Below are 24,204 nucleotides of genomic sequence, written 5' to 3' on the forward strand. Positions count from 1 at the left end.
CACCGCTCCGTCGAGTGTGCGGACGAGGGCCGGCGATACGACCCGAAACCGCTGTACCCTCCGTTCGATACCTTCTGCAGCCCGAATATTTAAGACGCTGGCTGGACAACACAATTCCATAGCGGTTCTCTCAGCACCTGCTGGGCCAGATATAAAATGACAGACACCACCGTCAGACGGGACCAAAGCGAGGAGGAGCGGGCCGAAGCCAAGGCAGAGGAGAGCGAAGACGAGACCGCCTGCCCCGAGTGTGGCGCCCGCCTGGAGTCGGACACCGAGCGCGGGGAGACGGTCTGCAGCGAGTGCGGGCTCGTCGTCGAGGAAGACGAGATCGACCGCGGGCCGGAGTGGCGGGCCTTCGACTCCGCCGAGAAGGACGAGAAATCGAGGGTCGGCGCCCCGACCACGAAGATGATGCACGACGAGGGCCTCTCGACGAACATCGGCTGGCAGGACAAGGACGCCTACGGCAACTCCCTGTCGAGCCGCCAGCGCCAGAAGATGCAGCGACTCCGCACCTGGAACGAGCGGTTCCGGACGCGGGACTCGAAGGAACGGAACCTCAAGCAGGCGCTCGGCGAAATCGACCGCATGGCGTCGGCGCTCGGCCTGCCCGAGAACGTCCGCGAAACCGCCAGCGTCATCTACCGCCGCGCCCTCGACGAGGACCTCCTCCCCGGCCGCTCCATCGAGGGTGTGGCGACGGCGTCGCTGTACGCCGCCGCACGCCAGGCGAACACCCCCCGGAGCCTCGACGAGGTGTCGAACGTCTCCCGGGTCGGCAAGGACGAGATCGCCCGCACCTACCGGTACGTGGTCCGCGAACTCGGTCTCGAAATCGAGCCGGCGGACCCCAAGAGCTACCTCCCGCGGTTCGCCAGCGACCTCGACCTCTCCGACGAGGTCGAGCGCCGCGCCCGCCAGTTGCTCGACAGCGCTGCCGAGGCCGGCGTCCACTCCGGGAAGTCGCCGGTCGGACTCGCCGCGGCCGCCATCTACGCCGCCTCGCTGCTGTGCAACGAGAAGGTGACACAGAACGAGGTCAGCGAGGTGGCGAACATCTCGGAGGTCACCATCCGCAACCGCTATCACGAACTGCTCGAGGCCGAGAAGGACCTCGAGGTCTGACCGCAACGACAAAGCGGTTCCGGGTCGCCGCCCCGGTATGGAGACGACCCGTCACTTCGTCGCCACCTGCTACGTGGTATGCGACGGCGCGACCCTGCTGCACGAACACGAGAAGCTCGACATGTGGCTGCCGCCGGGCGGCCACGTCGACCGCGACGAACTCCCCCACCAGACGGCGCTGCGCGAGACCCACGAGGAGACGGGACTGCGGCCGGACCTCGTCGCCGACGCCGGTCCCTACGACACCGCCCAGGCCACGTCGCTGCCCCGGCCCGCAGCGCTCCTCCTCGAGGACATCGACACTCACGAGGACGGCCGCGTCGCACACCAGCACGTCGACTTCGTCTACTTCGCCGAGTGCGACGGTCGCACCGTCGACCCCGTCGGCCGCGACGAAGCCGACGCCGACGCCTGGACGTGGTTCGAGCCCGCCGACCTGGACGCCCGCGCCGACGACCTCGCCGTCGACGTCCGCGACCTCGGCAAACGCGCCATCGAGACTGTCGCCTGAGGGTGGTCGTCGCGTCGGTTCGGGATTCCTACGGTCGCCGCTCCGCGGCTCTCCACCGTCGCCGCTCCGCATCGAGGCCTCCCTCCCTACGGTCGGTCTACAGTCCGCACTCCGCGGCTCCCGATGGTCGCCGCTCCGTCTCGAGGACTCCCTCCCTACGGTCGGTCTACAGTCCGCACTCCGCGGCTCCCGATGGTCGCCGCTCCGTCTCGAGGACTCCCTCCCTACGGTCGGTCTACAGTCCGCACTCCGCGGCTCCCGATGGTCGCCGCTCCGTCTCGAGGACTCCCTCCCTACGGTCGGTCTACAGTCCGCACTCCGCGGCTCCCGATGGTCGCCGCTCCGTCTCGAGGACTCCCTCCCTACGGTCGGTCTACAGTCCGCACTCCGCGGCTCCCGATGGTCGCCGCTCCGTCTCGAGGACTCCCTCCCTACGGTCGGTCTACAGTCCGCACTCCGCGGCTCCCGATGGTCGCCGCTCCGTCTCGAGGACTCCCTCCCTACGGTCGGTCTACAGTCCGCACTCCGCGGCTCCCGATGGTCGCCGCTCCGTCTCGAGGACTCCCTCCCTACGGTCGGTCTACAGTCCGCACTCCGCGGCTCCCGATGGTCGCCGCTCCGTCTCGAGGACTCCCTCCCTACGGTCGGTCTACAGTCCGCACTCCGCGGCTCCCGATGGTCGCCGCTCCGTCTCGAGGACTCCCTCCCTACGGTCGGTCGTCCTCGCTCTCCTCGCTCTCTTCATCGAGCGGGTCCTCCAGTTCGCCCATCACGGCCTCGAAGGCGTCCGTCGCGGTGACGAGTCCGACCACCTCGCCCTCCGAGAGCACCAGCGCCAGTTCCTGGCTTTCGGCCTGGAACTGGTCGATAGCGTCGCTGACGCTCGTCTCGGGCGTGACCGTCATCGGCGGCGCGGCGAGGTCGGCGAGGCTCTGCTCGCCGGAGCGAACCGCCTCGATGTGGTCCAGCACCGCGGGCACGTAGACGATACCCTCGAAGTCTCCGGGTTCCTCGCCGACGAGTGGGTAGCGGGTGTGCGGCGTCTCTATCATCCGTTCGAGGTTCTCGTCGGGGTCCAGTTCGGTCGACAGGAAGACCACGTCCTCGGTGTCGACCATCACGCTGTCGACCGGGATCTGCCCGGCGTCGAGCGCACCGACGATCTCCTCGTGGCGTTCCTCGGGGAGGTCACCCTGCTCCAGGAGCGTGTCGAGCCGGTTTCGGAGCTGTGCGCGGGTCTCGATGACCTCCTCGCCAGTCTCCAGCCACGCGCCGGTCATCTCGATGCCGAACAGCCCGAGCGTCCACTTGGCGACGGTGTCGCCGATTTCCATGACCGGCCGGATGAGCTTCGTGAAGTAGTACAGCGGCGTCGCGCCGTACCGGCAGACGAACTTGGTCCGCTCGACGCCGAGGTAGGTCGGCGTCTGCTCGCCGTGGGTGAGGTGGACGAGGTTGATGATGACGAACGCGATTATGCCGCCGGCACCGACCGCGGCCAGCGCGGTGTTGTGGAACAGCGGCTCGAAAATCGCCCCGAGCGCCGGCTCTGCGACGATACCGACCGCGATGCTGGAGGCGGTGATGCCGACCTGGCAGGCGGTGAGATAGATCTCCAGTTCGTCGGTCATCTCCCAGGCCCGGCGCAGGCTCGGTTGGTCGAACTCCGCTTCGGTGTACTGGCGGACTCGCGTCAGCGCGAACTCGATGGCGACGAAGAAGCCGTTCGCCAGAATGAGCAACACGCCGGCGACGAGTCGCAGGCCGACTTCCAGCGGGGTCATACCCCTCGCTTGAACTTCATGTTTTAAGTGAGCGGTGGTTTCCGACCGATATAACACGGGTGGTGTGTTACTCCTTTACGGACCATGACGGACGTACTACTCGCGGTCGACGACAGCGAGGAACGGGCCCGGGCACAGGCCGAGGAGATAGCCGCCCTCGACTGGGACGTCGTCGAGGTGACGATCCTCCACGTCTTCACCGACAACGTCGAGGGGGCCAGCGTCAGCCAGTTCGCCCCGGCACGGGAGGCACGCGACGCCCTGGAGGACGCCGGCATCGAGGTAACGCTGGCGGAGACCAGCGGTCCTCCCGGCGAGCAGGTGGTCGCCTACGCCGAGGAGACCGACGCCGACCTGGTGTCCGTCGCCGGGCGCAACCGCTCGCCGGCCGGCAAGGCCGTCTTCGGCAGCGTCTCCCAGTCGGTCATGCTCAACACCGAGATTCCGGTGCTGTACTGCCCCGTCGAGACGGAGTGAGGACGCCGAGTGATCGGCGAGACGCCGACGGAACGCCGACACGAGCGGCGTTGGACGGGCGAAACGCCCGCCACGACGGCACCGGTCAGTAGACCGGCGGTAGCGGCCGTCCCTCGAATCGGTCGCCTACCTGCGAGTCCGGGCGTCCGTCGCCACGTCGACGAATCGGAGTAGGCACGTATCGTGGGATTACCGTGTCGAGCGCCGGTTAATCGGTCCGTAGCGGGCGGCGAGTCGCCACATAACAATACGAATCCTGGCCGGCGGGACAGATGGCTATGGCAACACAATCGAAGGGTCTCTGGGAACGCGCAGTAGACCCCTGGTGAGACGCGCTCGGCCTGGCCGGAGCGATCCTCCTCGGAGTTGTACTGTTCTTCTTCCCGGAGCCGACCACGTCCGTGCTCGGTGCGATAATCATCGTCGCCGCCGCCCTCGTTTGGCTCGGCGTCGACTTCAGACAGGAGATGAAGTTCTCCCGACGGATGGAGGGCAGACGGACCGTCGCAGGCGAGGAGCGCGAAGTCGAAGCGGAAGAAGAGGAAGAAGAGGAGTAGCCGACGCGGGCGCGGACGAACGCCTCGTTTTCACTCGACGAGCGAGTCGATGTAGCGGCCGACGTGGTCGTCCATCCGGCGCTTGAAGCCGGCCTGCCGCGCCAGGCGGTCCAGTTCCCTGGCGACGAGGCTGCCGTACTGGACGGCCTTCTTGTCCCGGCGCCTGATCTCGGCCGGCAGGAAGTCGGCGGCGCGCCGGAGCGCGACCTTCCGCTCGTCGCCGTCGACGAGCAACTCGGCCGGTAGCCGCAGCGCCGCCGCGACGACCCGGTCGTCCAGCAGCGGCGCGACGGGTTCGACGCCGGCGGCCCGCAGCGCGAGGACGTCCCGTTCGAGCTGGGCGGGCAGCGAGCCGACCACCTCCCGGGTCGCTCCCCGGACGGTGTCGGCCTCCAGGCGGTCGTCCTCGGCCGGATTCGCCACCTTCGCGTAGCCGCCGAGGAGTTCGTCGGCGCCCTGCCCGACTGCGAGGCGGTCGTAGCCCGCGGCGGCCGCCCGCTCGCCGACCAGATACAGCGGCAGCGCGATGCCGACGTCCATCGGGTTCGAGCGGCCGGTGGCCGCCACGATTTCGGGGACGGCCCGCTCGATGTCGGCGTGCGTGAACTCGACGACGCGGACCTCGCGGTCGAGTGCCGCCGCGGCCGAGCGGGCCGCCTCGACGTCGTGGCTGTCCTCGAACCCGCCGACGAACAGTGGGCCGTCGGTCCGTGCGGCCAGCACCGACGAGTCGACCCCGCCGGAGAAGGCGACCGCCGGGGCGCCGTCCACGCCGTCGACGGCGTCGGTTATCGCCGCCCGTACCGCCTCGACCGCCCGGCCGGACTCCGCGTACGGCTCGGGGTCGGGGAGCGTCCACGCACGCGTGTCGCCGTCTTCGTCGCGGAGGTGGCCGGCCGGGACCGGGGTCGGCTCCGAGAGGTCGGTCGGGTCGGGGCTGTGGGCCGCCGGGTCGCCGGGTTCGGAGAAGATCGGATACCGCCCGAGCACGTCCCGGACGAGCCGGCCGTCGTCGAGTGCGCCGGCGAAGCCGACGGTGCCGGGCAGCGGGTCGTCGGCGTCGAGGGCCGCCCGGACGACGGCGCGGTCGGCGCCCTGCATCACCACGGCAGCATCGACCGGAGTCGCCGGGTGACGCCGCCCCCGAACTGCTGGACGCTGATGAACCAGGGCGTTCGCTTGCCGACGACGGTGGTCCGGCCCTCCTGAACGGCGTCGAGTATCCCCTCGGCGCTGCGGTGGTAGGCGTCGACCTCGGTGACGGCCTGTCCGACCATCTCGGCGATGTGGGCGTCGCTGCCCGCGGTCTTTGGCAGCCCGTGCGTCTCGGCGAATCGCTCGGCCTGGCGGTTGGCCCGACCGGTCAGCAGCCGGGAGTTGTACACCTCGATGGCGTCGGCGCTGGCCAGTTGCTCGCGGGTGACGTGGGCGGCGACGCCGTGCCGCGACGACTGGAAGGGGTGGGGAACGACCGCGATACCGCCCAGATCGCGGATGTACTCCAGCGTCTCGTCGAAGGGGAGACCGGCGGGGACGAGTTCCTCGACGCCGAGCGCGAGGACGTGGCCGGCGGCGCTGGAGACCTCCATCCCCGGAATGCCGACGAGACCGTACTCCCGGGCGGCGGCGGCGGCCGACAGCGAGGCCTCTATCTCGTCGTGGTCGGTGACTGCGAGGGCGTCGAGCCCGACCGCCTCCGCCTGTTCCAAGAGGAGTTCGACGGGGTCTCGGCCGTCGTACGACAGCTCGGAGTGGGCGTGGAGTTCGACCGACAGCACAGTCGCCCGTAGCGACGCCGTCACGAAAAGCCTCCGGGTCCGGCAGCCGGTACCTACCGGAGCTCCCGGGTGACGGGCCGGGTCCAGTGGAGTTCCTGGATGACCGAGACCTCGCGGTCGCCCACTCGCGCGTCGTACCGGACCGTCAGCCGCCGTATCCGGCCGTCCGGCCCGACCGACGCGCGAACCGAGCCGTCGCTGACATCGGTGAGAAACTCCGGGACGGCCGCGTCGGCGACGCGACCGTTCGACACCCGATAGTCGGACGACGGGGGTCTCTCCACGACGGCGGCTCCGTCGAGGAGGGCGGCGATCTCGGCCCCGCCGTCCTCGAGGACGGGCGCGACGAGCGGGGGCGCGTCGTCGTCCCGGGTCAGTCCATCGACGAACCCCCGACGGGTCGCCGCGGTCCCGTTGTCGAACCGCACCTCGCGGGCCGACGTCGCGTCCGTCGCGTCCGGCACGAAGCGGGCGGTCGCCGGTCCCTCGTAGGTCCGACGTCGGAGCGACAGCCCGCCGAGGACGGTCCGGTTCTCGCGGTACGACAGCAGCGTTGCCTCGCCCGTCTCGACGCGGAAGGTCACGACGCGTCTGCGCGGGACCGACAGCGAGTCGGCGTGTCGGGCGACGAGCGTCGCCCCGTCGACGGTACCGTTCTCGATTCCCAGGCCCGCCGGAACGGCGTCCCGACCGCCCTCCTCCGGCGACGGCACCGGCGCCGGCGTGACCGTCGTCGGGTCGGGCCCGCCGGCCGGGGCACTGCCGCATCCCGCCAGAACCAGCAGGCAGGCGACGAGGAGGAGGCGGCGGCCGCGCACGGTCTGCCTCCGGGGCCGCGTGGTGGTAACGCTTCCGCCCCCGTCTTGCACGAACGTGCACATGAAAAGCGATTTATTCGGCCGAAGGTAGCATCCACCTGAATGAGTCTCTCGCCGTCGGACCGCAAACTCGTCGTCGAGGAGCTGGACCGGGAACCGACGCCGGCCGAGGAGGCGCTGTTCGAGAACCTCTGGAGCGAGCACTGCGCGTACCGGTCCTCGCGGCCGCTGCTGTCGGCGTTCGACAGCGAGAGCGACGCGGTGGTCGTCGGCCCGGGCGACGACGCCGCCGTCGTCGCGCTGCCGGACCCCGAGACGGGCGAACCGGGCGACACCTACGTCACGATGGGCATCGAGAGCCACAACCACCCCTCCTACGTCGACCCCTTCGACGGCGCCGCCACCGGCGTCGGCGGCATCGTCCGCGACACCATGTCGATGGGCGCCTACCCCATCGCGCTGGCCGACAGTCTCTACTTCGGCGACTTCGACCGCGAGCACTCCCGCTACCTCTTCGAGGGCGTCGTCGAGGGCATCTCCCACTACGGCAACTGCATCGGCGTCCCGACGGTGACCGGCAGCGTCGCCTTCCACGACGACTACGAGGGCAATCCGCTGGTCAACGTCGCCTGCGTCGGCCTGACCGACGAGGAGCGACTGGTGACCGCCGAGGCGAAACGGCCGGGTAACAAACTGGTCCTCGTCGGCAACGCCACCGGCCGGGACGGGCTGGGCGGCGCCTCCTTCGCCAGCGAGGACCTCGACGAGGACGCCGAAACCGAGGACCGCCCGGCCGTCCAGGTGGGCGACCCCTACGCCGAGAAGCGGCTCATCGAGGCCAACGAGGAACTCCTCGAGGCCGACCTCGTCCGGGCGGCCCGCGACCTCGGCGCGGCGGGGCTGGGCGGCGCTTCCTCGGAACTGGTCGCCAAGGGCGGCCTCGGCGCCCGCATCGACCTCGAGGCCGTCCACCAGCGGGAACCGAACATGAACGCCCTCGAAATCCTGCTCGCGGAGTCCCAGGAACGGATGTGCTACGAGGTTCGGCCCGACGACGTCGCGGCCGTCGAGGCCATCGCCGAGAAGTACGACCTCGGCTGTTCGGTCATCGGCGAGGTGACCGAGGGCAACTACGTCTGCACCTTCGACGGCGAGGCGGTCGTCGACTGTGCCGCCGACTTTTTGGCCGACGGCGCCCCGATGAACGACCTGACGAGCGTCGAACCCGAACAGCCGGCCCGGGACCCCCCCGAGGTCGACCTCGAAACCGCCTTCGAGACCGTCGTCGCCGCACCGAACACCGCCTCGAAGTCGTGGGTCTACCGGCAGTACGACCACGAGGTCGGCACGCGAACGGCGATGAAGCCGGGCGACGACGCGGCCATCGTCGCCGTCCGGGAGGCCGGCGTCGGACTGGCCGTCTCGTCGGGCGCCGATCCCAACTGGACCGACGCCGCGCCCTACGACGGCGCCCGCGCCGTGGCCCTGGAGAACGCCACGAACCTCGCCGCGAAGGGCGCCGCCCCGCTCGCTGCCGTCGACTGTCTCAACGGCGGCAACCCCGAGAAGCCCGAGGTGTACGGCGGCTTCGAGGCCATCGTCGACGGCCTCGCCGACATGTGTAGCGAACTCGACGTCCCCGTCGTCGGCGGGAACGTCTCGCTGTACAACGACTCCCCGACCGGGCCCATCCCGCCGACGCCGACGCTGGCGATGACGGGCACGAAGCCCGGCTACGAGGCGCCGACCGCGGCACTCGACGGCGAGGGAACGCTGCTCGTGGTCGGCGGCGCCGACGGCGAGGCCGCCCGCCGTCTCGGTGGCTCGGAACTACTCGCCGAGTTCGGCGGCACCGACCGGTTTCCGTCGCTTCCCGACGACGCCGCCGCCGTCGTCGACGCCGTCGCGGACGTCGCCGACGCCGAGTCGACGCTGTCGACCCACGACGTCAGTCACGGCGGACTTGCGGTCGCACTCGCGGAGATGGTCGGCGAGGCGGGCGCCGACGTGACCCTCGACGCCGACCCCTCCGGACTCGAGGCGCTGTTCTCGGAGGCGGCCGGCCGCGTCGTCGTCGAGACGACCGACCCCGACGCCGTCCGCGAGCGCTTCGAGGGGGTCGCGCCCGTCGAGACGGTCGGCGAGGCGACCGACACCGGCCGCCTCGACCTCGCCGTCGGCGGGACGGAGCTGTCCTACACCGCCGAGGCGGTCGCCGACCTCCGGGACACCGTCGGATCGGCCCTGGAGTGACGCCGTCGGCGACACGTCCGAGCGTCACCGGCTTCCCGTCTGGAGCCGCCGGAGTACCGCCCGAAGACGCCGCCTGACGCCGTCGAACTCGGGCGGTGTGTCCTCCATCCGCCGGCCGATACGCACGCTCGCCCACCCGAGGGCGACGCCGAAGACGACGTCGGTCGCCCAGTGGATGCCGAGGTACATCGTCGACAGGGCGACGCTGACCGCGAGGACGGCGGCGACGGGAACCCACAGCGGGTACTCCTCGCGGGTCGTCCAGGCGAGCAGTGCGGCGGTCACGGCCATTGAGGTGTGCAGCGACGGGAAGACGTTCGTCTGGTGGTTGACCGACGCCGTGAGGAACTGGAACTGGGTGTACTGGGTGAACAGCAGTCCCTCGACGTCGCCCGCGATGACGTTCCGGGGGCCGTAGGCGATGAAGAGGACGTAACAGACGACGCCGATGACGTAGTTGGCGCCGTAGGCGACGACGGTCCTGCGGATCGGCTTCGGGTCCCGGAGCGCGAAGTACGCAACCACGGGAAACACCAGCAGGAAGACGTAGCCGAACACGTAGACGAACGAGAAGTACGCGGTCAGTTCGGGGCTGGCTCGGGCCTGCAGCCAGACGACGACCTGCGGGGCGGACGACCCGTACAGCGGCCACAGCAACAGTCCGTCGAGGCGGTGGATGTAGGGGGTGACGTTCAGACCGATGAGCCAGGAGATGCCCGGGCCGATGTCGCGGGCCACCTTGTTCGCCACCAGCACCACCGCGAGCAGGCCGAAGTACGGCGCGACGGACGAAAAACGCTCGCGGTACTCGTATCTCGTCCGGACGAGTCGCTCGCGGCCGACGACGACGCCGGTGGTCACGAGAAGCATCGCCGCCACCACGGCGAGCACCTGCCCGAGGACGACGAAAAGCATCAGGCGGTCCCCCTGGTGACGAGACGGTCGCCGTCGTACTGGTAGCCGGCCTCGCGGAACGCCGCGCGTGCGGCCTCGACGTCGAGGTCGCCGTCCTCGCCGAGGAAGGACAGTCTGGCAGTGCCGTCCCACTCGAGTACGTCGGGGACCCACCGGCCCTTCAGCGCCGCCTCGGCCGGGTCGGCGTAGCCGCCGAAGGCCGACGATACCAGGGACTCGCGGTCGACGTGTCGGGCGACGACACGCCGGAACCGCTGGTTCGACAGCGGCGCGCGCCGACAGTTGTAGCCGAGGAGATAGAACGGCTCCGCCCGGGCGACAAGCAGCGACAGCGCCCCAGTCCGGGTGACCCGCGGAACCGTGCCGGCGTGGAGGCCGTCGGCGGTGGCGTCGGCGTCGCCCGCCTCCAGCAACTCCGCGGCGGCGTCCTCGGAGGGCGCGACGGTGAACGCCGCCCGGTCGAACGCCGGCGGCCCCGCGATACCGTCGGGTATCCCCCCGGTGTCGCCCCGGTACAGGAAGTGTGACTCGAAGGTCTCCAGCTCGAGCGACCGGTCGGTGGTCGCGCTCACGAACCGGAGGGGGCCGCTGCCGACCGGGTCCTCGTTGGTCCTGACGAGCGCCTCCGTCGTCCCACCGACGAGGTCGATGCCGGCGAGGTCGGCCGCGTCGCTGTACTCGCTCCAGACGTGCTCCGGGAGGATCGGCACCTCGAGCGCGCGGCGGGCTATCGCCGGGTTGTCGGTCGTGAACGTCATGTGTATCGTCCCGTCCCGTACCGTCGCGTCGTCGACGAGCGAGACGGCGCCCCGCCGCCACGGCGTCGGCACCGGCGTGTCCATCCCACCCAGCGAGGTGTCCGTCAGGAACTCGTAGGTGAACGCGACGTCTGCGGGCGTCACCGGCTCCCCGTCGTGCCACGGCGTCTCGCGGAGCGGGACCGTCGCTGTCAGTGATCCCGCCCCCTCGTCCCAGTCGACCGACCGGGCGAGCCAGGGGACCGGCGACCCGGCCGGCCACCGGACGAGCGGCTCGTACAGCAGGTCGACGACGCGGCTCCGGTTGCGGTACTCGACGGCCAGCGGGTTCCAGTTCTTGGTCGGCCGAACGTCGTTGACGACCGGCCGGAGGGTACTCTCCTCGCCGTCCCGCCGTAGCCGGAGGTAGTCCGTCGGCCTCGTCGGGCCGCCGGCCATCCAGCCGTCGAACCGCTCGGTCCGGGCCGCCGCGATGTGGTCCGCGAAGGCGACGACGGTGAACGGCTGGAGTTCGACGACCCGGTCCTGGAGCCTGCGGACGGTGGCGACCCGTTCGCCGCCGCCGACCGTGCGTTGCTCCTCGAGGAGGTCGTCGACGGCCACGCTGCTGAAGCCGAAGGGGTTCTGCCAGCCGGCCTCCTCGCCGTAGGCGGAGTGAAGCAGGGTCCGTAGCTCGTCGGGGTCGCCACGGCTCGGGTACCGGCCGACGTAGATGTCGTACCGGTGGTTCACGAGGACCTCCCGCAACAGCACGTCGGGCGCCATCGGGGAGACGCTGACGCCGATTCCGGCGCTTTCGAGGTTCTCCCGGAGGTGATTGGCCAGCCGGATGGCGTAGGCGTCCTGGCTGGCCGGCACCGTCGCTATCGACAGCGACAGCTGCCGGCGCCGCTCGCGGCCGACCAGGTTCTGGAGTTCGCCGACACAGCCGCTGGCGGCCGCGAGCGACCCCGCAGCACCCGCGAGCAGTGCCCGGCGACGGAGGGCGGGTCCCGGGGACATCGTGTACACGAACTGGTAGACGATTACATAAAAACTTCTCCGTCGCGTCCCCGACAGGTCACCGACGACCCGGCGCCGGTCGGTGACCCGACGGACGGTACGCCGTTCGGCACCGCCGCGGAACCTGTGACAAGCGCGAAACGACGGAAAATAATACCCCCCGCCACGAGGTGCCGGTATGTCCCTCGAACTGGGTCGGCGCCTGGTTCACGCCTCCGGTGCCGTCATCCCGGGCGCGTATCTCCTCGACGAGCACGTTCTCGGGACCGGACTCGTCACCTGGCGCGTGGTACAGGCGGTCGCGGTCGCCGGCCTGGTGGCCACCGCGGCCCTGGAGGCCGCCAGACTCTCCGGGGCGCTGGAACACCCCATCTACGACCGGCTCACCCGCGAGTACGAACAGGACAAGGTCGCCGGCTACGCCCTCTACGTCCTCAGCGGGACGGTCGTGGTCCTGCTCTTCGACCCCCGCATCGCAGTTCCCGCGCTGTTCATGCTCATGCTCGGCGACCCCGTCAGCGGCATCCTCTCGACGGGCGAACTCCGGACGATCAAGCGGCCGCGCGTGCTCGTTGGAATGTTCCTCGTCAGTCTCGTGCTGGCGTACCCGTTCGTCGGCCCGGTTGCGGCGGTGGCCGGCGCCCTCGGCGCGATGCTCGCCGACGGCGTCAAGCCGACCGTCGGCGACTACGTCGTCGACGACAACCTCACGATTCCGATCGCCGCCGCGATTCCGATGTGGGTCGCCCTCGCCGTCGTCTGACGGCGCGACTCCCGACCGCGACCCCGCTCAGGCCAGAAGGAGCGGCACGCCGAACGTGACCGCGAGCCCGACGGCCGCGACGACAGCCCCGAAGGCCACGTCGCGGGCCGTGTAGTCGCTCTGCGGTGCCGTCGTCCGCTCGCCGGCCGAGTCGTGGGGGTGGTGGTCGTGGTCGTCGTGGTCCTCGGTCATGCGAGCGACTGCGACCCGCCACCACTTTGGCCTGTCGCTTCCGGCGCCGCCTCCGTCCTCGTTGCCGGCTCCTACCGATCCCCGCGCTCGCGGACGTGTTCGCGCGGCCCGAGCGTCTCCGGCGGCTGGCGCCGGAGCCACTCACAGAGCTCGACCAGCTGTTCGGTCGCCGCCTCGAAGAGTCGGCGGCCCTTCTCCGCGGAGGCGTCGGTCGGGTCGCCGAAGGCGCCGTTGTCGCTGTTCTCGATGGCGTCGTAGAACGTGCGGGCGCCGTGGCGCCGTATCGCCGACTCGTCGACCTCGGGGAGACCGCCGTCCCTGGCGGCCGCGAGTTCCTCCTCCCGGACGGCGTCGGCGATGTGCCACACCATCGCCGTCTCCTTCGGCCCGGCGTGAGGCCCGTTCCGCTCGAACAGGTCGTCGACCAGCTCCGGGATGGACTCGTTCCACATCCACTCCACGGCGTAGGCCGTCCCGTCCTCGTGGAGCCGTCGACCGACCTCCCGGAGGTGTTCGACGTTGCCGCCGTGGGCGTTGACGTAGACGATGCGGTCGATGCCCTGGTCGGCGAGACTGCGGGACAGCGACTCCACGTAGTCCCGGAAGACCGGCGCGTCGACGGACATCGTGCCGTGGAACTGGCGGTGGTGGGGGCTGACGCCGACCGTCACCGTCGGCGTACAGAGCAGGTCCGCCCGCGCAGCGGCCTCACGGGCCAGCGCCTCCGCGATGACGTGGTCCGTCGACAGCGGCAGGTGCGGGCCGTGCTGTTCGGTCGACCCCAGCGGCACCACGGCCAGCGAGCCGTCGGCGAGGTGCTCGCCGGCCTCCGGCCAGGTCGCGTCACCGAGATACATACGCCGACCACGACGCCCACCCACAAAAGGGCAGCCGATCGACTACGACGCGCCGGCGACGACGACCCGGACCCGGTCGTCGCCGTGGTTGTGCAACTGTCGCCGCGTTCCGGGACCGACCCGAACCGCCTCGCCCGCCGCGAGCGTCGCCTCGGTCTCGGGCGGCGCGTCCTCGTCGCCACCGAGTCGGACGGTCAACTCGCCGTCGACGACCAGGTACACCTCCTCCTGGCCGTCGCCGGCGTGATCGTGGGCCTTCCCCTTCCCGCCGGGTTCCAGTTCGAGCAGCGTCACGCCGAGGCTCTCACACCCGAGCGGCTCCCGGAAGAACCACATGCCGCCGTACTCCTCGGGTACCACGCTGTCGAGGTCGTCGGTGCTGGCAGTCGCGTAGTCCATGCCCGCCCCTTCGGTCGCCAGGGGTAAAAAGCAGGTTTCAGTCGAGCGACACCTGTTCCGTCGGCGTCCGCCGCCGGACACGGCACAGCGACCGCCGGCTTGCGGCGCGACGGACGCTCGCTGCCGACGTCGGCCGGGCGTTCGCCGAGTAGCGGTCCGCTACTCGTCAGTCCCGTCCTCGTCCGGGGACCGGCCCGCCGCCGTGTCCTCGTCGCGCTCCGTTTCGGCGTGGGTGCCCGCATCCGTCCGTTCGTCGTCGGTCTCCACGGCGTCCGCGATTCGGGTCAGTTCCCGAACGAGTCGCCACAGCAGATACAGGACGAAGAGCAGGAGGGCGACGGCGACCCCGACGAGGACCTGCTGGAGGACGATCAGGCTGTAGAGAACCACGAGGAGGGCACCGATGCCGAGCGCCGTCCGGAGGTACGCCGCGGTTGGCTCGGATGTCGACACGGGTTCCCCGCCGTACCGCTCCGGGAAAAGTCCCGCGGTGGACCGTTCGGCGGCCGCCCCATCGTGCCGAGCGCTCGACTCGTCCGGTAGCTCTAAATCCCGCCGGTCCCCCACCGACACACAGCAGATGCGCCAGTACCACGACCTCGTCTCGGACGTCCTCGCGGGCGGGACGTACAAGCCGAACCGGACCGGCGTCGACACCGTGGCCTCGTTCTCGCATCACTACGAGGTTGACCTCGGGGAGGGCTTCCCGCTTTTGACGACGAAGAAGATGGACGGCTACCGGTGGAACTCGCTCATCCACGAACTGCTGTGGTACCTCTCCGGGGAGGCCCACATCCGCAATCTGCGGGAGGAGACGAAGATATGGGACGCCTGGGCCGACGACGACGGCGCTCTCGATACGGCCTACGGCCGCTTCTGGCGGCGGTTCCCGGTACCGGACGACACCGGCCGTCTGCCGGGCGAGTCCTGGCCCGACGACGCCCACCGCTGGACGGAGACCGAGACCGCACCCGACGGCACCGAGCGGCAGGTGTTCGACCAGATACGGTACGTCCTCGACACGCTGGCGGAGAACCCCGCCTCCCGCCGGATGGTGGTGAACGCCTGGCACCCGGCCAACGCCGCCGTCTCGACGCTGCCGCCGTGTCACTACACCTTCGTCTTCAACGTCCAGGGCGACCGCCTGAACGTCCACCTCACCCAGCGCTCCGGCGACATCGCGCTGGGCGTCCCGTTCAACCTCGCGGCGTACTCGCTTCTGGCCCACGCCGTCGCAAACCGGACCGACTTCGAGGTGGGCTCGTTCGGCCACACCATCGTCGACGCCCACGTCTACTGCGGCGAGGGCGAGCGCGGGGAGTTCTACGCCGAGCGCCTCCCGGAACTGCAGGAGCGGCTGGCGGCCGTGGCGGACCGCGAGGAGTACGCCGACGTCCGCGAGTGGCTCGAGGAGGCCGCGCCGCCGGAACCCGACGGCGAGGGCTACGACCACGTCCCCGGCCTGCTGACGCAGTTGAGCCGGGAGCCCCGCGAGCGGCCCCGCATCGAGGTGGCCGACCGGCCGCTCGACGACCTGGCGTACGACGACGTCGAACTCCACGACTACGACCCCGCGCCGGGGCTGGAGTTCTCGGTCGCCGAATGAAGGTCGTCCTCGTCGCCGCCGTCGCCGAGAACGGCGTCATCGGGTCGGACGGCGGGATGCCGTGGCACTACCCCGAGGACCTCCGGCAGTTCAAGGAGACGACGATGGGCCACCCCGTCGTGATGGGCCGGCGGACGTACGAGTCCATCGCCTCGCGGCTGGGCGGCCCGCTTCCCGGCCGGACGAACGTCGTTCTCTCGCGGCAGGACTCGCTGGATCTGCCCGAGGGCGCCGTCCACGCCCGGAGCATCGACGAGGCGCTTTCGGCGGCCGAGGCGGCGCTGGACGACGACCGGGAGGCGGTCTACGTCGTCGGTGGCGCCACCGTCTACGAGGAGTTTCTCGACCGGGCCGACGAACTCCGCATCACGGAGATCCCCGAGTCGCCCGACGGCGACACCCGCTTTCCCGACATCGGTGAGGAGTGGGCGGCGACCGACCGCGAGCGGGCGGGCGAGTTGACCGTCGTGACCTACCGTCGGCGGTAGCCGCCGTCGGCACGTCGGCAGGAGGGGGGTTTTAGCCGGGGCGACCCGAAGTACAGGTATGGCAACGGAGGGTGCCGACGACGCTGGGGGCCGGCCGACCGACCCCGCCGACGACGAGCGGGCCGAGTACGACTACGCCGGCGGCGGCGTCGACCGACCGGCGCTCGTCGCCGATCTCGAGCGGGTGGTCGACGGCGAGGTCCGGTTCGACGAGTACACGCGGACGCTGTACGCGACCGACGCGTCGGCCTACGAAGTGACGCCCGTCGGCGTAGTCTTTCCGACCGACACCGACGACGTGACCGCGACCGTCGAGTACTGCCACGAACGGTCCGTCCCGGTGCTGCCGCGCGGCGGCGGCACGTCGCTGGCCGGCCAGACCGTCAACGAGGCCGTCGTGCTCGACTTCACGCGGCACATGGACGACATCGTCGGCGTCGACCCCGACGCCCGGACGGCGACGGCGGGGCCGGGCGTGTTGCTCGGCGACCTGAACGCCGAACTCGCCGCCGAGGGGCTGAAGTTCGCGCCCGACCCCGCCTGGGGCGACAAGAGCGCGCTCGGCGGCGCCATCGGGAACAACTCGACGGGAAGCCACTCTTTGGTCTACGGCAAGACCGACGCCTACATCGAGGAACTGGAGGTCGTCCTCGCGGACGGCAGTGTCCACCGGTTCGGCGAACTCACCGTCGAGGAGTGGCGCCGCCGGGCCGACGGGGGCGGCCTCGTCGGCCGGATATACGCCGCCCTGCTCGCAGTCGTCGAGGAGTCCGCTGACGCGATTCGGGACGCCTACCCGGAACTGAAGCGGAACGTCTCCGGCTACAACCTCGACCGTCTCGTCGAGGAGTACGAGGCCGTGCAGGCGGGCGACCGCGAGACGGTCAACCTCGCTCGGGTCTTGGCGGGCAGCGAGGGGACCCTCGGCGTCGTCACCGAGGCGACGGTCGGGCTCGAACCCGTCCCGGAGACGAAGGCGATGGCACTTCTGGCCTACGAGGACCTCGTCACCGCGCTGTCGGACGTGGCGACGATACTGTCATTCGACCCCGCGGCCGTCGAGGTGCTCGACGACGTGCTGCTCGATCTGGCCCGCGAGACCTCAGAGTTCGGCGACCTCGTCGACGAGACCGTGCCCGAAGATGCCGGTAGCGTCCTGCTCGTGGAGTTCTACGCCGACGACGACGCCGAGGGGCGCCGACTGGTCGCGGAGTTGCTGGCCGACCGCCAGCCCGAGGTGACGACTGCGGCCGATCCGGACGATCCCCATCGAACCGACGCACCGGTGCGGGCCGTCTACGCCGCGGAGGCCCACGAGCAGGCCGAACGGGACCGCTTCTGGAAACTCCGGAAGTCCGGGCTGCCGATACTGCTCGGGCGGACCACCGACGCCAAACACATCAGCTTCATCGAGGACACCGCCGTCCCGCCCGAGCACCTCCCCGAGTACGTCGAGGCCTTTCAGGAACTGCTGGCGGACAACGACACCTTCGCCAGCTTCTACGCCCACGCCGGCCCGGGCTGTCTCCACATCCGCCCGCTCGTGAACACGAAGTCCGTCGAGGGCATCGAGACGATGGAGGCCATCGCGGAGGGTGCGACCGACCTCGTTTTCGAGTACGAGGGCAGCGTCTCCGGCGAGCACGGCGACGGCCGCGCACGCACGCAGTGGAACCGGAAGCTGTACGGCGAGGCGGTGTTCGAGCTGTTCCGCGAAATCAAGACGGCGTTCGACCCAGAGTGGCTCCTCAACCCCGGACAGGTCTGTGGCGACGTCTCCCCGACGGAGAACCTCCGGTTCGACCCCGACTACGAGTTCGACGCCGGCTTCGAGCCCACGCTCGAGTGGGACAACGAGAACGGCTTCCAGGGGATGGTCGAGCTGTGTCACGGCTGTGGCGGCTGTCGCGGGCCCCAGGAGACGACCGGCGGCGTGATGTGTCCGACCTACCGGGCGGCAAACGAGGAGGTCCTGAGCACGCGCGGCCGGGCGAACGCCCTCCGGGCGGCGATGTCCGGCGACCTCGACGTCGAGGCGACCGACGAGGAGTTCCTGACGGAGGTGCTGGACCTCTGTATCGGCTGCAAGGGCTGTTCGACCGACTGCCCCAGCGAGGTCGACCTCGCGAAACTGAAGGCCGAACTCCAGCACGAACACCACGACCGCCGCGGGACGACGCTGCGCGAGCGGCTGTTCGCCAACGTCGAGTGGACCGCCAGTGTCGGGAGCACGCTTGCACCGGTGTCGAACTGGCTCCCGTCGCTGCCCGGCGCCCGCGGACTCCTGGAGCGGACCGTCGGCATCGCCCGCGAGCGAGAACTGCCGACCTTCCGCCGGGAGTCGTTCGTCGAGTGGTTCGACGCCCGCGGGCCGGCGGTCTCCGAGGCGGCGGCCGACGAGCGGGTCCTGCTCTTGCCCGACACGTTCACGAACTACACCGACCCGGCGGTGCCGAAGGCGGCTGTCAGGGTCTTGGAGGCGGCCGGCGTCCACGTCCGGGTCCCCGATGTCGGCCCGAGCGGCCGGGCGGCCTTCTCGAAGGGCTTTCTCGACGTGGCCGAAGAGCGCGCCCGTGAGGTGGTGACCGAACTCGCTCCCCGCGTCGAGGAGGGGTGGGAGGTCGTCGTCTGTGAGCCGTCCGACGCCGTGATGGTGCAGTCGGACTACGCCGACCTGCTCGGGGACAACACCTCGGCGGAGTTGCTCGCAAAGCACACCTTCGGCGTCTGTGAGTACCTCGACGTCCGCGGACTCGACGAACGGCTCGCCTTCGAGGCGGCCGAGGAGCCGCTGGTCTATCACGGCCACTGCCACCAGAAGGCGATAAAGCGGGACCACCACGCCGTCGGCGTCCTGCGGCGGGCCGGCTACGACGTCGAGCCGCTGGACTCGACCTGCTGTGGGATGGCGGGGTCGTTCGGTTACGAGGCCGAACACTACTCGATGAGCCGTGCCATCGGCCGGTTGCTCTTCGAGCAGGTCGACGACGCCGGCGGCGCTCCCGTCGCGCCCGGTGCCTCCTGCCGGACGCAGCTCGGCGACCGCGAGGACGGGACGGCGCCCGACCACCCGATCCAGCGGCTCGCGGCCGCTCTCGCGGAGTGATCGGCCGACCGCCCGAGAGCGGTCGATCCGTCCCGACCGATACCCGAGCCACAGGGATTTTATAATCCCGCGGTAGTGGGTCCGGTATCGATGGTACGGTCGCTCGAAGGGCGACGGCTGTCCCTTCTCCTCGCCGGCGTCCTGCTGTGTTCGGTGGCAGCGCCCGCCGTCACCGTGAGCGGGACCGCGCCGGGAGCCGGGCCCGACGCGGAGGGTCCCGCCTCGGGGACCGCACCCGGTTCGGTGTCCACGGCGTCGGTCGGCGCGCCGACGCTGCTGCAGGGGTTCGAGGCCGACCGGACCTCCTTTCGGGTCACCGTCTACGAGAACGGCTCGGCGGAGTGGCTGTTCCGCTACGAGAAGAGCCTCAACGACTCCGAGCGGGCGGACTTCGAGGCGTTCGCCGAGGAGTTCGACCGCAACGAGACGGAACTGTTCGTCAACTTCCGAGAGCGTGCGCGGTGGCTGGCGGACAACGGCTCGACGGCGACCGGCCGGGAGATGAGCGCCGAGAGCTTCCGGCGGGACGCCGGCGTCGAGGGACTGGACCCCCAGACGCAGGCGCTCGGCGTCGTCGAGATGTCGTTCCGGTGGCAGGGCTTCGCACGGGTGGCCGACGACGGCCGGGTCGTGGCCGGCGACGTCTTCGAGGGCGGCCTCTACATCGGCTCGGATCAGGAACTGGTCTTCGTCGCCGGCCCGAACCTGACCTTCGACGAGGCCCGTCCCGACGACGGCGACCGGGTCGTCTCCGCGGGGACGCTCGCCGACAGCGAGTCCGTCACCTGGACCGGCGAGAAGTCCTTCACCGACCAGCGGCCGCGGGTCGTCCTGACGGACGCCGGGGATGCCACCGGCGAGACGGGAACGGCCCCGTCGTCGACGGCGACGCCGACGCCGACCGGAACCGGTTCGGGCTGGCTCCTGCCGGCGGGCGTGCTGGTGGTGGTTCTCGTCCTCGGGACCGGCGCGGCTGTCGCCTACCGGAACGGCGTCTTCGCGCCGACCGACGGCGACGGTGGCGCGGCAGTCACGGAGGCGAGCGGTGACGACGACGGCGGTACCGCTGCTACCGGCGCGGATGCCGACGCGGAGTCGCCGGCCGCCGTCACCGAGGCGGAACTGCTCTCCGACGAGGAACGCGTCGTCAACCTGCTCGAGGACAACGGCGGCCGGATGAAGCAGGTCGACATCGTCGAGGAGACCGACTGGTCGAAGTCGAAGGTGTCGATGCTGCTGTCGGACATGGAGGACGAAGAGCACATCTCGAAGCTCCGGGTCGGCCGCGAGAACATCGTCTCGCTGACCGGGCACGAACCGGACGCGGCCGGCTCCCCGTTCGACGACGAGGAGTGACGTTGCACCCGGAACCGACGGCCATTTGAGTCGGCGGACCGACCTCCCAACATGGAAGCGGAATCGGAGTCCGAGCCGAGGGTGTCGGACCACCAGACGAAGACCAGCCCGTGGCCCGTCGTCGTCGTCCTCGGCATCGTGCTCAGCGAGGTCGGCATCCTCTTCAACCTCTATCCGGTCTCGGTGACCGGCCTGTTGCTCTTCACCGGCAGCATCGCCGGCATCGTCGACGAGGCCGGCTACGTCGCAACGCCGTGGCGACTGCTCGCGGGGCTTGGCGCGAGTTTCGTCGTCGTCGGCCTGCTCTTCGTCTCCTCGCAGGTCGACGGCGGCGTCTCGGCGTACGTCGCCGCCGCGGCGCTGGACAACGGCATCGTCCAGCGGGGCTACACCATCGCCGCGACCGGTGCCGTCGCGGCCCTCGGTGGTCTCCTCGCGCCGCTCGCCCTGAACCAGTAACCTCTTTGTGTCGCTGCCCGAACCGTCGAGCAATGAGTGAACGCACGTTCGACCGCGAGACGCTCCTCGATTTGACGGTGAACGTCATCCCGCTGGGCATACTCGCCTTCTTCGTCGTCGCGTACGCCGTCATCGGCTCGTTCCCGAGCGACCCGCTGGTCGTGGTCATCCAGATGTCGATCATCCTGCTGACCGGTGCCAGCCTCGCCGTCCTGACGTACTACTCCGGGAAGGCCATCTCCGGGGCCGAAGAAGAGATGGACGAGTACGTCCCGGCGGGCTACTCGAAGGAGGACGCCGAGACCGCGGGCGTCCCCGGTGAATCGGAATCCGAACCGACCGACGACGCCTGACCCCCCGCTCGGTCACCGTCGACCGCCGTCCACCAGTACCGTATGCGGTGATATTTCCCGGCGATGGCGCCGGCATAACGCAACCTTTCTTTACCCGTAGTCCTTCGCACCGACTAGACAACCATGGCTGCTGAACAGCTTGCGCTGACGGTTCTCATGGGGGCGCTTCTCGTCGGTATCGCTGCCTTCCTCGCCCGCATGGAGGACTGGCGCACGTACAACCCGCTCGCCAGCGGCGAGGCCGCCGGCGCGACGGGACACGGGCACAAACCGTCGGGCATCGCTCGCTGGCTGACCACCGTCGACCACAAGGACATCGGCATCCTCTACGGCACCTACGGCGTCATCGCGTTCCTCTGGGGCGGCATCGCCGTCCTCCTGATGCGGGTCGAGTTGATGACTCCCTCCTCGAACTTCATCCAGCCGTCGCTGTACAACGCGCTGTTGACGAGTCACGGCATCACGATGCTGTTCCTCTTCGGGACGCCCATCATCGCGGCCTTCGCCAACTACTTCGTGCCGCTGCTCATCGGCGCCGACGACATGGCCTTCCCCCGCATCAACGCCATCGCCTTCTGGCTGTTGCCGCCGGGGGCGCTGCTCATCTGGGCCGGCTTCTTCACCATCCCGCTGCCCATCGAGATCGGGCCCGCCGAGACCTCCTGGACGATGTACGCGCCGCTGTCGGTCGAGCAGTCCAACCCCGGCGTCGACCTGATGATGCTCGGCCTGCACCTCACCGGCGTCTCGGCGACGATGGGGGCCATCAACTTCATCGCGACCATCTTCACCGAGCGCGGCGAGGACGTCACCTGGGCCAACCTCGACATCTTCTCGTGGACCATCCTCACCCAGTCGGGCCTCATCCTCTTCGCGTTCCCGCTTCTGGGCAGCGCGCTCATCATGCTCCTCATGGACCGCAACTTCGGGACGACGTTCTTCGCCGTCGAGGGCGGTGGTCCGATACTGTGGCAGCACCTCTTCTGGTTCTTCGGCCATCCGGAGGTGTACATACTCGTGTTGCCGATGATGGGCATCGTCTCGTGGATACTGCCGAAGTTCGCGGGCCGGAAGCTGTTCGGCTTCAAGTTCGTCGTCTACTCGACTCTGGCCATCGGCGTGCTCTCCTTCGGCGTCTGGGCCCACCACATGTTCGGCAGCGGGATGGACCCCCGCATCCGCGCGTCGTTCATGGCCACCTCGTTGGCCATCGCCATTCCATCGGCAGTCAAGACGTTCAACTGGATCACGACGCTGTGGAACGGCCGGGTCCGGCTGACCGCGCCGATGCTGTTCTGTCTCGGCTTCGTCTCGAACTTCGTCATCGGCGGCATCACCGGCGTCTTCCTGGCGGCCATCCCCGTCAACCTCGTGTTGCACGAGACCTACTACGTCGTCGGCCACTTCCACTACGTCGTCATGGGGATGATCGCCTTCGCCGGCTTCGGCGCCGTCTACTACTGGTTCCCCATCGTCACCGGCCGGATGTACCAGCGGACGCTGGCCAAGTGGCACTTCTGGCTGTCGATGATCGGCGTCAACGTCACGTTCTTCGCCATGCTGCTGATGGGGTATCTCGGCATGCCCCGCCGGTACGCCACCTACGAGTTCAACCCGGCGCTTGCGCCGCTTGCCTCCGTGCGAGTGCTGCACCAGGTCACCACCGTCGGCGCGTTCCTCATCGGCATCGGGACGCTCATCTGGCTGTGGAACATCGCCCAGTCGTGGGCCGAGGGCCCCGAGGTCACCGACCCCGACCCCTGGAACACCAAGCGGGACGGCCTCCACGGCCGCGAGTTCGCGTGGTTCGAGGACCAGCTCGCCACCGAGGGCAAACTCGCCACCACCGACGGCGGCGACGCCGACGAGGACGAACTCGCCACCGACGGCGGCACCGAACAGGCGACCGACGACGCGGAATAGCGTTCCGCTACCTTCCGCTTTTTTCCGACAGCGACGGGTCGATTATGCCGTCTCGACCGTCCCCGGCGCCGACGCCTCGACGAACGCCAGCACCGCCTCTGTGCCCTGGAATCCCGACGCCCGGGTAGCGACGGCCTCGCCGTCGACGAAGACGACGAGCGTCGGGACCGACCGCACCTCGAACCGCTCGAAGAGTGCGGGGTCGTCGCGTGGGTTCAGGAGACCGACGGCCACTCCGCTGGCGCGGGCGACGTTGCCCAGCACCGGCTCCATGGCTGCACACTTCGGGCAGCCCTCGGTGAAGAACTCCACGAGTGCGAGGTCGTGCTCGTCGACGAACGTCTCGAGTGCGTCGGCGTCGGCCAGACGGGTCGGACCGTTCTCGGTATCCATGTCGGTTCTACGGCGCCCGGCGGCAAACCGGTGTCGGGCCTGAACGCTTTTGCGCTCCCGGGCCGAACGGTTTCCGGATGTCGGACTTCGAGACGACGCTCCGGGAGACGTTCGAGGAGCACGGCTACGACGTCGCGGGCGTGAGCACCAACCGGGACCGCTATCGGGTCGAGTTGGCCGACGAGCGGGCCGGCGCGGCCGACCTCCGGACGATAGCGACCGAGGCCGCCGAGGGCGCCGTCGTCAGTCTCGACGTCTCGACGGAGACCGTCGAGGGGGCCGACGGCGTCCGGACGGTCGTCACCTTCCGGTACCGGCGGTGACCGGC

Annotated in this window: 25 protein-coding genes; 14 read left to right on the top strand and 11 right to left on the bottom strand. The window is 69.9% G+C overall.

What is annotated here, in order from left to right:
- Positions 1 to 156: 156 nt before the first annotated feature.
- Together NLF94_RS04495 and NLF94_RS04500 are read left to right on the top strand one after the other, a co-directional pair.
- A complete protein-coding gene (locus tag NLF94_RS04495) occupies positions 157 to 1,128 on the top strand; it encodes a transcription initiation factor IIB (RefSeq protein ID WP_254840271.1) in 972 nt (323 codons plus the stop codon).
- A gap of 37 nt (positions 1,129 to 1,165) precedes the next feature.
- Positions 1,166 to 1,639: an NUDIX hydrolase gene (locus tag NLF94_RS04500; RefSeq protein ID WP_254840272.1), complete on the top strand. Its 474-nt coding sequence runs from the start codon at positions 1,166 to 1,168 to the stop codon at positions 1,637 to 1,639.
- A 707-nt stretch (positions 1,640 to 2,346) separates the two neighbouring features.
- Here NLF94_RS04500 and NLF94_RS04505 read toward each other — a convergent pair.
- On the bottom strand, positions 2,347 to 3,423 hold the full coding sequence (locus NLF94_RS04505) for a CNNM domain-containing protein (protein WP_254840273.1): 1,077 nt from the start codon (positions 3,421 to 3,423) through the stop codon (positions 2,347 to 2,349).
- 84 nt (positions 3,424 to 3,507) lie between these two features.
- Between NLF94_RS04505 and NLF94_RS04510 the strand changes: the two genes are divergently transcribed.
- A complete protein-coding gene (locus NLF94_RS04510; protein ID WP_254840274.1) occupies positions 3,508 to 3,900 on the top strand; it encodes a universal stress protein in 393 nt (130 codons plus the stop codon).
- Between the two features lie 401 nt (positions 3,901 to 4,301).
- Complete coding sequence (locus NLF94_RS04515) at positions 4,302 to 4,457, top strand: hypothetical protein (protein ID WP_254840275.1); 156 nt, start codon at positions 4,302 to 4,304, stop codon at positions 4,455 to 4,457.
- A gap of 30 nt (positions 4,458 to 4,487) precedes the next feature.
- Here the strand turns inward: NLF94_RS04515 and NLF94_RS04520 are convergent, their stop codons facing one another.
- The 3 genes from NLF94_RS04520 to NLF94_RS04530 are packed head-to-tail and all read right to left on the bottom strand — an operon-like array spanning position 4,488 to position 7,053.
- Entirely contained in the window at positions 4,488 to 5,558 is a 1,071-nt protein-coding gene (locus tag NLF94_RS04520) for an asparagine synthase C-terminal domain-containing protein (RefSeq protein WP_254840276.1), read from the bottom strand.
- The gene (locus tag NLF94_RS04525; RefSeq protein ID WP_254841400.1) at positions 5,558 to 6,235 is read right to left on the bottom strand and encodes a PHP domain-containing protein; all 678 of its coding nucleotides are present in this window, start codon (positions 6,233 to 6,235) and stop codon (positions 5,558 to 5,560) included. Before NLF94_RS04525 ends, NLF94_RS04520 begins: the two co-directional genes overlap by 1 nt.
- A 53-nt stretch (positions 6,236 to 6,288) precedes the next feature.
- Complete coding sequence (locus NLF94_RS04530) at positions 6,289 to 7,053, bottom strand: hypothetical protein (RefSeq protein WP_254840277.1); 765 nt, start codon at positions 7,051 to 7,053, stop codon at positions 6,289 to 6,291.
- A gap of 102 nt (positions 7,054 to 7,155) precedes the next feature.
- Here NLF94_RS04530 and purL point away from each other — a divergent pair, with 102 nt between their 5' ends.
- Positions 7,156 to 9,306 (top strand): phosphoribosylformylglycinamidine synthase subunit PurL, encoded by a 2,151-nt coding sequence (gene purL, locus NLF94_RS04535; RefSeq protein WP_254840278.1) that lies wholly within the window; start codon positions 7,156 to 7,158, stop codon positions 9,304 to 9,306.
- Between the two features lie 24 nt (positions 9,307 to 9,330).
- Here purL and NLF94_RS04540 read toward each other — a convergent pair whose 3' ends face one another.
- Positions 9,331 to 10,221 (bottom strand): phosphatase PAP2 family protein, encoded by an 891-nt coding sequence (locus NLF94_RS04540; protein ID WP_254840279.1) that lies wholly within the window; start codon positions 10,219 to 10,221, stop codon positions 9,331 to 9,333.
- Positions 10,221 to 11,981 carry an ABC transporter substrate-binding protein gene (locus tag NLF94_RS04545; RefSeq protein WP_254840280.1) on the bottom strand — a complete coding sequence of 587 codons (1,761 nt, stop codon included), beginning with the start codon at positions 11,979 to 11,981 and terminating at the stop codon, positions 10,221 to 10,223. The genes NLF94_RS04540 and NLF94_RS04545 overlap by 1 nt, the downstream gene beginning before the upstream one ends.
- A 178-nt stretch (positions 11,982 to 12,159) precedes the next feature.
- On the opposite strand from NLF94_RS04545, the gene NLF94_RS04550 reads away from it, so the two are divergent.
- On the top strand, positions 12,160 to 12,744 hold the full coding sequence (locus tag NLF94_RS04550) for a diacylglycerol/polyprenol kinase family protein (protein WP_254840281.1): 585 nt from the start codon (positions 12,160 to 12,162) through the stop codon (positions 12,742 to 12,744).
- Between the two features lie 27 nt (positions 12,745 to 12,771).
- Here the strand turns inward: NLF94_RS04550 and NLF94_RS04555 are convergent, their stop codons facing one another.
- The 4 genes from NLF94_RS04555 to NLF94_RS04570 all read right to left on the bottom strand — a co-directional run bounded on the left by NLF94_RS04555 (position 12,772) and on the right by NLF94_RS04570 (position 14,645).
- Complete coding sequence (locus NLF94_RS04555; RefSeq protein ID WP_254840282.1) at positions 12,772 to 12,936, bottom strand: DUF7550 family protein; 165 nt, start codon at positions 12,934 to 12,936, stop codon at positions 12,772 to 12,774.
- A 71-nt stretch (positions 12,937 to 13,007) separates the two neighbouring features.
- Positions 13,008 to 13,793, bottom strand: coding sequence for a creatininase family protein (locus NLF94_RS04560; RefSeq protein WP_254840283.1), 786 nt, complete (start codon positions 13,791 to 13,793; stop codon positions 13,008 to 13,010).
- A 42-nt stretch (positions 13,794 to 13,835) separates the two neighbouring features.
- Positions 13,836 to 14,192, bottom strand: coding sequence for a cupin domain-containing protein (locus tag NLF94_RS04565; RefSeq protein ID WP_254840284.1), 357 nt, complete (start codon positions 14,190 to 14,192; stop codon positions 13,836 to 13,838).
- 159 nt (positions 14,193 to 14,351) lie between these two features.
- Positions 14,352 to 14,645 (bottom strand): DUF8066 domain-containing protein, encoded by a 294-nt coding sequence (locus tag NLF94_RS04570; RefSeq protein ID WP_254840285.1) that lies wholly within the window; start codon positions 14,643 to 14,645, stop codon positions 14,352 to 14,354.
- 127 nt (positions 14,646 to 14,772) lie between these two features.
- On the opposite strand from NLF94_RS04570, the gene thyA reads away from it, so the two are divergent.
- The 7 genes from thyA (at position 14,773) to ctaD (ending at position 23,483) form a co-directional block, all read left to right on the top strand.
- Positions 14,773 to 15,798 (top strand): thymidylate synthase, encoded by a 1,026-nt coding sequence (gene thyA, locus NLF94_RS04575; protein ID WP_254840286.1) that lies wholly within the window; start codon positions 14,773 to 14,775, stop codon positions 15,796 to 15,798.
- The gene (locus tag NLF94_RS04580) at positions 15,795 to 16,286 is read left to right on the top strand and encodes a dihydrofolate reductase (RefSeq protein WP_254840287.1); all 492 of its coding nucleotides are present in this window, start codon (positions 15,795 to 15,797) and stop codon (positions 16,284 to 16,286) included. The genes thyA and NLF94_RS04580 overlap by 4 nt, the downstream gene beginning before the upstream one ends.
- 58 nt (positions 16,287 to 16,344) lie before the next feature.
- Complete coding sequence (locus NLF94_RS04585) at positions 16,345 to 19,392, top strand: FAD-binding and (Fe-S)-binding domain-containing protein (protein WP_254840288.1); 3,048 nt, start codon at positions 16,345 to 16,347, stop codon at positions 19,390 to 19,392.
- 90 nt (positions 19,393 to 19,482) lie between these two features.
- Positions 19,483 to 20,748 (top strand): helix-turn-helix transcriptional regulator, encoded by a 1,266-nt coding sequence (locus NLF94_RS04590; protein WP_254840289.1) that lies wholly within the window; start codon positions 19,483 to 19,485, stop codon positions 20,746 to 20,748.
- Between the two features lie 51 nt (positions 20,749 to 20,799).
- The gene (locus NLF94_RS04595; RefSeq protein ID WP_254840290.1) at positions 20,800 to 21,207 is read left to right on the top strand and encodes a DUF7541 family protein; all 408 of its coding nucleotides are present in this window, start codon (positions 20,800 to 20,802) and stop codon (positions 21,205 to 21,207) included.
- Between the two features lie 32 nt (positions 21,208 to 21,239).
- Positions 21,240 to 21,560, top strand: coding sequence for a DUF6684 family protein (locus NLF94_RS04600; protein ID WP_254840291.1), 321 nt, complete (start codon positions 21,240 to 21,242; stop codon positions 21,558 to 21,560).
- A gap of 123 nt (positions 21,561 to 21,683) precedes the next feature.
- Positions 21,684 to 23,483, top strand: a complete 1,800-nt coding sequence (gene ctaD, locus NLF94_RS04605; protein ID WP_254840292.1) for a cytochrome c oxidase subunit I — start codon at positions 21,684 to 21,686, stop codon at positions 23,481 to 23,483.
- Positions 23,484 to 23,525: 42 nt separating this feature from the next.
- Here ctaD and NLF94_RS04610 read toward each other — a convergent pair whose 3' ends face one another.
- Positions 23,526 to 23,876 carry a thioredoxin family protein gene (locus tag NLF94_RS04610; protein WP_254840293.1) on the bottom strand — a complete coding sequence of 117 codons (351 nt, stop codon included), beginning with the start codon at positions 23,874 to 23,876 and terminating at the stop codon, positions 23,526 to 23,528.
- Positions 23,877 to 23,953: 77 nt separating this feature from the next.
- Here NLF94_RS04610 and NLF94_RS04615 point away from each other — a divergent pair, with 77 nt between their 5' ends.
- Positions 23,954 to 24,199, top strand: coding sequence for a hypothetical protein (locus NLF94_RS04615; protein WP_254840294.1), 246 nt, complete (start codon positions 23,954 to 23,956; stop codon positions 24,197 to 24,199).
- Positions 24,200 to 24,204 lie beyond the last annotated feature (5 nt).

This window comes from Natronomonas marina, assembly GCF_024298905.1.
GTDB lineage: Archaea > Halobacteriota > Halobacteria > Halobacteriales > Haloarculaceae > Natronomonas > Natronomonas marina.